The 7,801-nt window shown below is 53.4% G+C and carries 9 protein-coding genes and 1 pseudogene; 2 read left to right on the top strand and 8 right to left on the bottom strand.

Translation table 11 applies throughout. The annotated features are described in order from the left end of the window. The 4 genes from B7L71_RS06810 to B7L71_RS06795 form a co-directional block, all read right to left on the bottom strand. On the bottom strand, positions 1 to 764 hold a 764-nt coding region (locus B7L71_RS06810), incomplete at its 3' end, for a PLP-dependent cysteine synthase family protein (RefSeq protein WP_081137292.1). 121 nt (positions 765 to 885) lie between these two features. Next, positions 886 to 1,701, bottom strand: a complete 816-nt coding sequence (locus B7L71_RS06805; protein ID WP_081136907.1) for an arginase family protein — start codon at positions 1,699 to 1,701, stop codon at positions 886 to 888. 24 nt (positions 1,702 to 1,725) lie between these two features. Further along, positions 1,726 to 2,529, bottom strand: a complete 804-nt coding sequence (locus B7L71_RS06800) for a YqcI/YcgG family protein (protein ID WP_081136905.1) — start codon at positions 2,527 to 2,529, stop codon at positions 1,726 to 1,728. A gap of 48 nt (positions 2,530 to 2,577) precedes the next feature. Then, complete coding sequence (locus tag B7L71_RS06795; RefSeq protein ID WP_081136903.1) at positions 2,578 to 3,756, bottom strand: MFS transporter; 1,179 nt, start codon at positions 3,754 to 3,756, stop codon at positions 2,578 to 2,580. 107 nt (positions 3,757 to 3,863) lie between these two features. Here B7L71_RS06795 and B7L71_RS06790 point away from each other — a divergent pair, with 107 nt between their 5' ends. After that, positions 3,864 to 5,192, top strand: a complete 1,329-nt coding sequence (locus B7L71_RS06790) for an aminotransferase-like domain-containing protein (protein ID WP_081136901.1) — start codon at positions 3,864 to 3,866, stop codon at positions 5,190 to 5,192. Between the two features lie 810 nt (positions 5,193 to 6,002). Here the strand turns inward: B7L71_RS06790 and B7L71_RS06785 are convergent. From B7L71_RS06785 to B7L71_RS17990, 3 genes and pseudogenes are all read right to left on the bottom strand, one after another. Continuing rightward, positions 6,003 to 6,260, bottom strand: a complete 258-nt coding sequence (locus B7L71_RS06785; RefSeq protein ID WP_081136899.1) for a hypothetical protein — start codon at positions 6,258 to 6,260, stop codon at positions 6,003 to 6,005. A gap of 59 nt (positions 6,261 to 6,319) precedes the next feature. Next, entirely contained in the window at positions 6,320 to 6,631 is a 312-nt protein-coding gene (locus B7L71_RS06780) for a hypothetical protein (protein WP_249273193.1), read from the bottom strand. A gap of 12 nt (positions 6,632 to 6,643) precedes the next feature. Next, a pseudogene (locus tag B7L71_RS17990) lies at positions 6,644 to 6,766 on the bottom strand (Arc family DNA-binding protein); the annotation flags it as partial. Between the two features lie 32 nt (positions 6,767 to 6,798). Here B7L71_RS17990 and greB point away from each other — a divergent pair. After that, positions 6,799 to 7,344: a transcription elongation factor GreB gene (greB, locus tag B7L71_RS06775; protein WP_081136895.1), complete on the top strand. Its 546-nt coding sequence runs from the start codon at positions 6,799 to 6,801 to the stop codon at positions 7,342 to 7,344. A gap of 13 nt (positions 7,345 to 7,357) precedes the next feature. Here the strand turns inward: greB and B7L71_RS06770 are convergent. Next, positions 7,358 to 7,801 (bottom strand): class I SAM-dependent methyltransferase (locus B7L71_RS06770; protein WP_139790076.1); only part of this gene is annotated, 444 nt, incomplete at its 5' end.

Here is a 7,801-nt window from a genome sequence, read left to right as displayed (position 1 = left end):
GCCAGACGCCTCGCCATGTCCCGCCCTTTGATCTCATCGATTTTCAGCAGCCTGTCGATGACCGTCTTGTCTAGCACGCTCGGTTCGAAGTCAGGTGACCACCCTTGGATTTGGTGTAAGTTCCACTTCTCCCCGCTCATCAATGCCGCGTTCTCCGGCTCCGCAGCCACAATAGTCACGTCAGGGCGGGCACATTTAAGCATTTGACCGACCCCGGTTAGAGTGCCTGTTGTGCCAAAGCCTGTCACAAAATAGTTGAGTCGATGTCCAGCAAAGTCAGAAAGGATCTCGGCCGCTGTCGTTTCCCTGTGGAAAGCAGGATTTGCTGGATTGTCGAATTGACGGGCTCGAAACCATCCGTGCTTTATAGCTAGTTCATCTGCAATCTTGTTGCCGCCACTACTTCCTAGATGTCCTGGAAATAGTAGTAGTTTACCGCCATAAGCGCGTATGAGCTTACGTCGTTCAACAGAATACGAATCTGACATTACAGCGACAAAATTGTATCCGCGTGCCGCCGAGACCATGGCTAGGGCGATGCCAACGTTTCCAGATGTGCATTCGCATATGGTGTCGCCCGGTTTTAATAAACCCTTGCGTTCCGCATCAAGTACGACTGCAAGGGCCAGGCGATCCTTGACCGAGCCTCCTGGATTGAATGATTCCACCTTCGCATAAAGCGTAACATGGTCAGGCGCCACACGATTAAGCCGGACAATGGGGGTTCGCCCGATTGTCTGCAGTATGCTGTCATATAGGGGCATAACAATTCTTTCCTTCGCAGAATAATGCGCTGGCGCGCCCAAGAGGTATATGCTTAAAAGCGAACAGATAGGCACGGAGTTTCGTCGCAGTCGAGTCGCTTCTCTTACTCATTACGATGCATTAGCCGATAGTTTGCTGGCCAAGAACAGGTGAAATTGTTTTTAAAATCTCTACAACTGGATCTCTCTTTCCTGAAGTATCATTACCGGCATGGTGCTCGGCAATTTCAAGGCCGCGGATTTGCGGAGCCAGCCGGGAAAGGAGCAATCTAATATCGTCAGGTAGTAGGCCACCTGGCACGGTATAGTCTGCTGGAATGTAACCGGGCTCCAGAACGTCCCAATCGATGTGGATCCAGACCGGTCTATTTCCGACATTTGAAATGACTTTGTCCATAAGGTAGGGCTGCGGAGGCAGAACGCGAACTCTGTGTTCATCCAGCAGGCGAGCCTCTTGAGGGTCAATGTCCCGCCCTCCCACAATCAACACCTGTTCCGCTTTCAGTCCAGAACCATGCCCACTGTCCCAAAGGCCACATGCGGCAGCGACAACCATACCACCAAGATATCCGCTGTCAGTCGTGTCCGGCGTATTGAAATCCCCATGCGCATCTATCCAAAGCACGACAGCATCTGGTAGCTCTCTAGCAACGATCGGAAGCGTAGCTAGACTGGCCGAGCAGGTATTTGCTACCATTACCGGCAGTTTCCCGTCTTTCAGGCCGCTTTCCACGGTCTCACTCAGCCCGCGAAGGGTTGCATCGGCCTGTGCCAGGCTATCAGTCCAGTCGTCGATTTTGGCTGGTTCCGGAATGCCATGGCTCATTGCTGTCACCCCGTAAGTCTGTTCAATGGCCTTAGCGGTGAGGAGCGCGCCCTCAATCGTGCCATTCTTACGATCAGCGATTCGGCCTTGGCTTAGAATTAGTTCAATCATTGCGTTCTAACCTTTCGAATTATTTTATCTCTGATTTGAAAATGTATTTCTTTGTCGAAATGGGAAAGGGCATTGACCTTGACACTCTATATTCTCGTCAGGAAGCCCGTACTGCAAGCATTCGAGGCCCCCAGAGTGATAGGATGCTAACTGGGGGGCATGTAAAATATCGTCATATAAAGAAATTCTATTTCTTATTTTATTTCTCATTTTTTGACCGGCTGGTGTGTTCCCGGCAAATTCATCGAATCGTTCGCGAGGATTTATCACGATCACAAAATGGCGACCGAGGTTTCGACTTCGTCGATGATAGTGTTCTGGGTTACTCATGTTGCAGAAGATTGGCATTCCATGAAAGCACATCGACCAGCCGGGTGCTTCTGGCTTCGTATTGATATCTTCAGGCCAGTCCTCCATGTCTAGTTCGTGAATCTCTTGTAGCACTTGCCAACCAAATTGATGATATTCTTCCACCGATTCTGCCTGGATGGCTTTGTGCGAGAAGGCAACGATAAGAGGGTAGGAAGTTTGCAAAGTACCATCCCATTGGCGCGACAGTTCGACAAACTCGCGTAACGCCTCTGCGAGCTTGATCATCGAGTAACGGGATGAGTCTTCTACAAAGTAGAATAGGATAAGCCCATTTTTGAAAGCGTTTTTAGAGAAAACGCAGGGGAATCCAGATTCTTTTGAAAGGCGCTGTTTGATGTCTATAAAGACTTCTGACTGCCACCCTACTGAAGAAACTTCATCCTGGCGAGTGAGATACCTGGTTAAGGGTATCGTGGTAATACGGCTGGCACGATTCCCTTGGGTCGGTAGGTCCATTTTACCCCCCTTATCGAAGTTATAATTGCGAGTTATTACAGCCGGTAATTACAATGAAGTTTCAGCTGATACAGCAGTTGGTTGAATGACATTTGTGCTCCGCAGCCATGCCCACACAACAATAAGGGTGGAGATTAGCAATGCGCTGCCGAAGAAGCCCATGGCCTGCAAAAGCCCGTAGCGATCGGCCAGGATGCCACTTGCAATGACTGGAATGGAGAACCCCACATATGCATAGACAAACAATCCGGCGGTTGCTCGTGCACGGTTTTCTGGTGCCCTTACCGAGAACTCTGACAACGCCGCAAGGTAGCTAAACCCATAACTTGCTGCGCTCGTGACAGCGGCCCCAACAAGCACTAGCAAGATCGACTGGCTCCAGCTGCCAGCAAGTAATGCCACATAACCCGCTGGGACCAAAAAGAAGCCGAGCCCGAGTGCTGTTGGGTTGCTCAGGCGCCTTGCTAAGGGCTGGCACAGAAAACCGACGAAAATTGCAAGGAAAATCACCAGACCCGTCCAGTTGCCAAGACCATGTACCTGTAGCTCCAAGGGAACGACCGCAATCGTCATTCCTGTGGCGGACCACGCGACCCCCATTGCAGCACCATATGGCCAGGTTCTGGACGGAAATACAGGCAGGCGGAGTAGGGATACCGCTTTTGGCTTGTCGCATCGTGGCAGCCTGAGCGCAAGGATCACCAACACTGGAACAGCAGCAAAGAGCAAGGCGAAACTCGAGGGAAAGAAGGTTAGTCCCTGCAGTGAAAGGCTAATGCCGGTCAACAGGGCCCCTCCACCGAATCCCAGCGTAGTCGCAGAAGTGACGAAAAGAGCAGCGCGCTTCACCTGACGCTCCCCCATGATCTCAGCCATGTACGCAGTTCCAGCTGTCGTGGCAAGCCCTGTGCCGACTCCAAGGACGAATCTCGCCACCACTAGCGAAACCCAGCCTGGAGCCACAACGAGCGCAAGAGTACCTATACCTCCGAGAATAAGGGCGATGATTATTGGGATTCTGCGCCCGATCTTGTCCGAAAGGCCGCCGAGAAGCATTAAAGTGGGCATCAACCCAGCCACATATGCCGCGAAGGCGACCGTCACGGCCGTTGCCCCCATCGCACTCTCAGCCGTATAGGCGCTATAGAGGGGAGCCTGCAGGTTGACCGCAAATGTGACAGTGAAGAGGCACAATGAAAGCAGGACGACAGCAAATGATCTTGGCATCGGACACCTTCCCTAGTTACGAACCTTGGAGAGTTTGACACCAAACTTTTTCCAGTACAATATATTTATTGTACTAATTACAGTTTCTAGAGCATACTGAGGCCAAGATGCCAAAGATCCGTTACCTTCAACTCGCCGACGCCATAGCAACGAAGATTCTCAAGGGGGATTTAGCGCCAGGGGAGAAGCTTCCCACCCACCGGAAGATCGCAGAGGACAGTGGAGTTGCCTTGGCAACCGCGACCCGTGCATATCGTGAGCTCGAAGATCGAGGTTTGATCGTCGGGGAACACGGCAGGGGCGTTTTCGTTAAGGATCCTAATGTCCCCTTAGCCCTCGGGGTCGAGCAAACCGCCGCCGACGGCCTGTTGGATCTCGTCTTCAACATGCCTGGGGCTGATTGCGATGTGGAGTTCTTGCGTTCTGGCCTTAAACGTTTAGCTGCAGCTGGGGACCTTGAAGCTATGCTTCGTTATCAGCCGCATGGTGGGCGTCCACACGAGCGCAGAATCCTCGCCGACCATTTATCAAAAACATTGGGTACATTCTCGTGGGACCAGCTCCTGATTGTCTCCGGTGCCCAGCATGGGTTGGCAACCGTCGTCTTCGGGTTGCTCAAAATGGGGGAAGCCGTAGCCACGGATGCCTTGACATATACTGGGTTTAAGACAGTTGCGGCTCTGCACGGGCTCAGCCTGACGGCGGTAGGCTCTAGCGATGGGATGATGGATCCAGACGATCTTGATCGGCTGTGTAGAAATGGAAAGATCCGGGCCGTTTATCTGATGCCCACAGTCCATAATCCTCTGGGGACCGTGATGAGCGAGGAACGAAGGCGCCAGATTGTCGCTGTGGCCCGCAAATATGATCTCATCATAATCGAAGATGCGGCTTATGCATTTCTGGAGCCTTGCCCTCCTACTAGCCTTCTTGAGATCGCGCCGGAGAGAACCTTTCATGTCGGTGGCTTTTCAAAGAGCATTGGCACTGGCTTACGCCTCGGGTATGTCATCGCTCCAAAGGATAGGTCGGATGTGCTTTCTTTGGTGATTAGGGCCACGACATGGAATGTCCCAGCTATTATTTCGGCGTTGATCGTTGGCTGGATCGAGGACGGCACGCTTGAGCGTTCAGAAGAAAACAGGAGGCGCGATGGGGCTTTCCGGCAGAAAATCTGCCGAGAGCACCTGCAGGGGCTCTCTATCATGTCGCACAGAAACGCAAGCTTTGCCTGGTTGCCGCTCGATAGCAAGCAACGGGCCGAGCCGATTATTACAAGTTTGATTGCGAAGGGCTTCGCGGTTTCAGGAGGAAGTGCTTTTGCTGTGACCGAGGCCGTGCCGCAGGCCCTTCGCGTGGCATTTGGGGGAGTGAAGGAAGAACAGCTCAGGAAAGCGCTGAATTGTGTTCGCGAGGAAGTGCTCCGCGCCCAGTAGGGCATATCGCAACAAGCGTTTCTGCATTCAGGAATCGAGAGGGCCGCTTACCACACGTTTCTGACATACCTGGTGGAAGCGACTGTGAACGTGCCTGCCCGGCCTGTGATCAACTGCTGATAGCGCGTAAAGGTCAGCAGCGTCGCCAGCCCATCAGTAACGAACGGGTTATAAGGCATGAAATATTCGACGGTTCAGTCATGATCCATGAGTTGGGAGTACATGAGATGTATATCTAAGAATTCGACATATCTTATCGAGAAAACAGTTTGCTAATTTTCTTGAGGCGCTTCCGGTCAGTCGCAAATTGCTGGTGGTTGCCAGGTCTATCGCCGTGGGCGCGGCTCGGCAACCAAGCGATCGGCGGGGTACTGCTGTAGGAATTCGGCACTTTCGGCCGGGGTGGCATGTAACTTTTCCTCGATCAGTTGAAGCCTTGGGTGTGGACGCTGCATACGGTTTCATCAGGGAGGCTAGCACTCCCAATAGCCCGACCTTCGCATGCCTTATCGGGGTCAACCTTCGCCCACACCGAAAGCATCGTTTAAGCTGTCTTTACGGCGCAGCTACTCCACCTACGAGGGCCAGTCGGCTACCCCTGGCTGTGACACGGCAGGTCGCCAGCTTTCTATGGAATTACCAGCTAAGCTCGCATCGCCTATTTTTTGGCTTGCAGGGCCACTGCAACTTCCTCGCATCGAGAAAGGCACTAGAACGCTTGAGTGCCCTTGCCGATGGTGACTGCCAAGGAGTAGTCACGCGCTTTTCCTCGAACTAATCAATTATTCTCGATATTCTAGCTGGCACGGATTAAATCAGCTTGGCACCGAATGTTTTGAGATGCGCTCGCAATGTTTTGTCATCAATTTCTTGCGGTATATCTATCGCCACTGCCCGCACGTTCTGTTTCTTTTGCCATGCTGAGATGAAGGCTGTCAGCGGTTTGATATATTCAAGATCAAGCGATGCCACAATGCCTTCTTCTATATGGATAACGGTAGCTGGATCAAGGTCGGAGTCTATTTCGGTAGTTTCAACGCCGTTAACTCGGAAGAGTGTTTCATCCAAGCATTTGCCTTCCCAGGCCGCATCGTCGTTCTCATAACGTCACTCCCACTTTTCCTATATCAATCCCGATCACCGAGCGATGCCAGCTCCGGTGTCGGCACCGGGCGCAGGTTTGCGATGACGATTTGGGCTGTATCCTGGTCGAATCCTAGCTCACCAAGCTTTCTAGCAAACTCAAAACTGTTGAATTTTGCCTGATCCTGATAGAAATCAATCCCGTGAATACGCCCTATCGACATTAAAGCTGGAATCAGCTCAGTAGGTTTTCTGGCGTCTTTAGCTGCCAGCCCTTCAATGTGTTCACGCCCTACAATGACCATGCCTGATTCCTGCATGGCGTCTAGGGTTTGTTGTATTTCGGTATTGCTCATATTTAGGGACTCTTGAATTAAGAGACAGATTTCTGAATTGATACTGCGACCGTTAGCCTTTGCCTTGCGCTCGACCTCTCTCTTGAGCTCGACTATCAACCGCAATGGGTACGTGGATCGCTCGTTAACTGCCATGACCTACCCTTTTCCGGGAAGGTAACGACACCATGAAAGGCCGCAACATGACGCGCTGGCGCGATCCGGCAAAAGACCCGCGCCAGGCACCCAAGAGCAATCTGATTACCGCCGAGGGCGCGGCCCGCCTGCGGGGCATTCTCGACCACCTTTCCCGCGTCAAGCGCCCTGAGCTGTCGGCCAAGGTGGGGGAAGCCGCTGCGCTGGGAGACCGCAGTGAGAACGCCGACTACACCTACAACAAGAAAGAGTTGAACCGGGTCATCGCCCGCATCCGCTATCTGACCCAGCGGCTGGACGAACTACAGGTAGTGGACAGGCTGCCCGCCAACACCGACAAAGTGTTTTTCGGCGCATTCGTGAGCCTGGAAGACGACGCGGGGGAAGCCCTGCATATCCGCCTGGTGGGCCATGACGAAATCGACACCCGGAAGCACTGGATCAGTGTCGATGCCCCCATGGCCAAGGCGCTGCTGGGCAAGGAAGTGGACGACGAGATCACGGTGATCACGCCCAACGGCGAGGCGTTCTACACCATTACCGACATTCGCTATGCCGGTGCCTCGCCTAGCCCCTGAGCCAGCGACACCTTCACGACTGCCCGCGATACACCCGGAAACGCCGATTGTCGGCCAGCGTCTCGAAGCTTCCAAACGCACGCTCCAGCCGCTCGGGATAAGGCAGGAAGGCGTTGGCCACCAGCACCAGTTGGCCTTTGGGGGTCAGGTGCTGACGCGCTTCGTCGATGAGTCGCGCACTCGGTCCGTAGCTGATCTCGCGCTCCTGGTGAAACGGTGGATTGCTGACGATCAGGTCGAAACGCGCATCGCCCAGCGCACGGTAGACATCGCTTTCGCACACGCTGCCCGTCAGCTGGTTGGCTGCCAGCGTCTGGCGACACGCCTCGACGGCAAAGGCGTTGACGTCCACCGCTGTCACCGTATGGCCACGGCTGGCCAGCCAGGCGCTGATGATGCCGTCACCACAGCCCATGTCCAGCACGCTCAGCGGGCGCTTGGGCAAATGCGCTTCTAG

This window comes from Halomonas sp. BC2, from assembly GCF_002078115.1.
In the GTDB taxonomy this organism is placed as follows: domain Bacteria; phylum Pseudomonadota; class Gammaproteobacteria; order Pseudomonadales; family Halomonadaceae; genus Vreelandella; species Vreelandella stevensii.
Note: the sequence above shows the minus strand (reverse complement) of the source record. Positions and strands in the feature narration are given on the sequence as shown.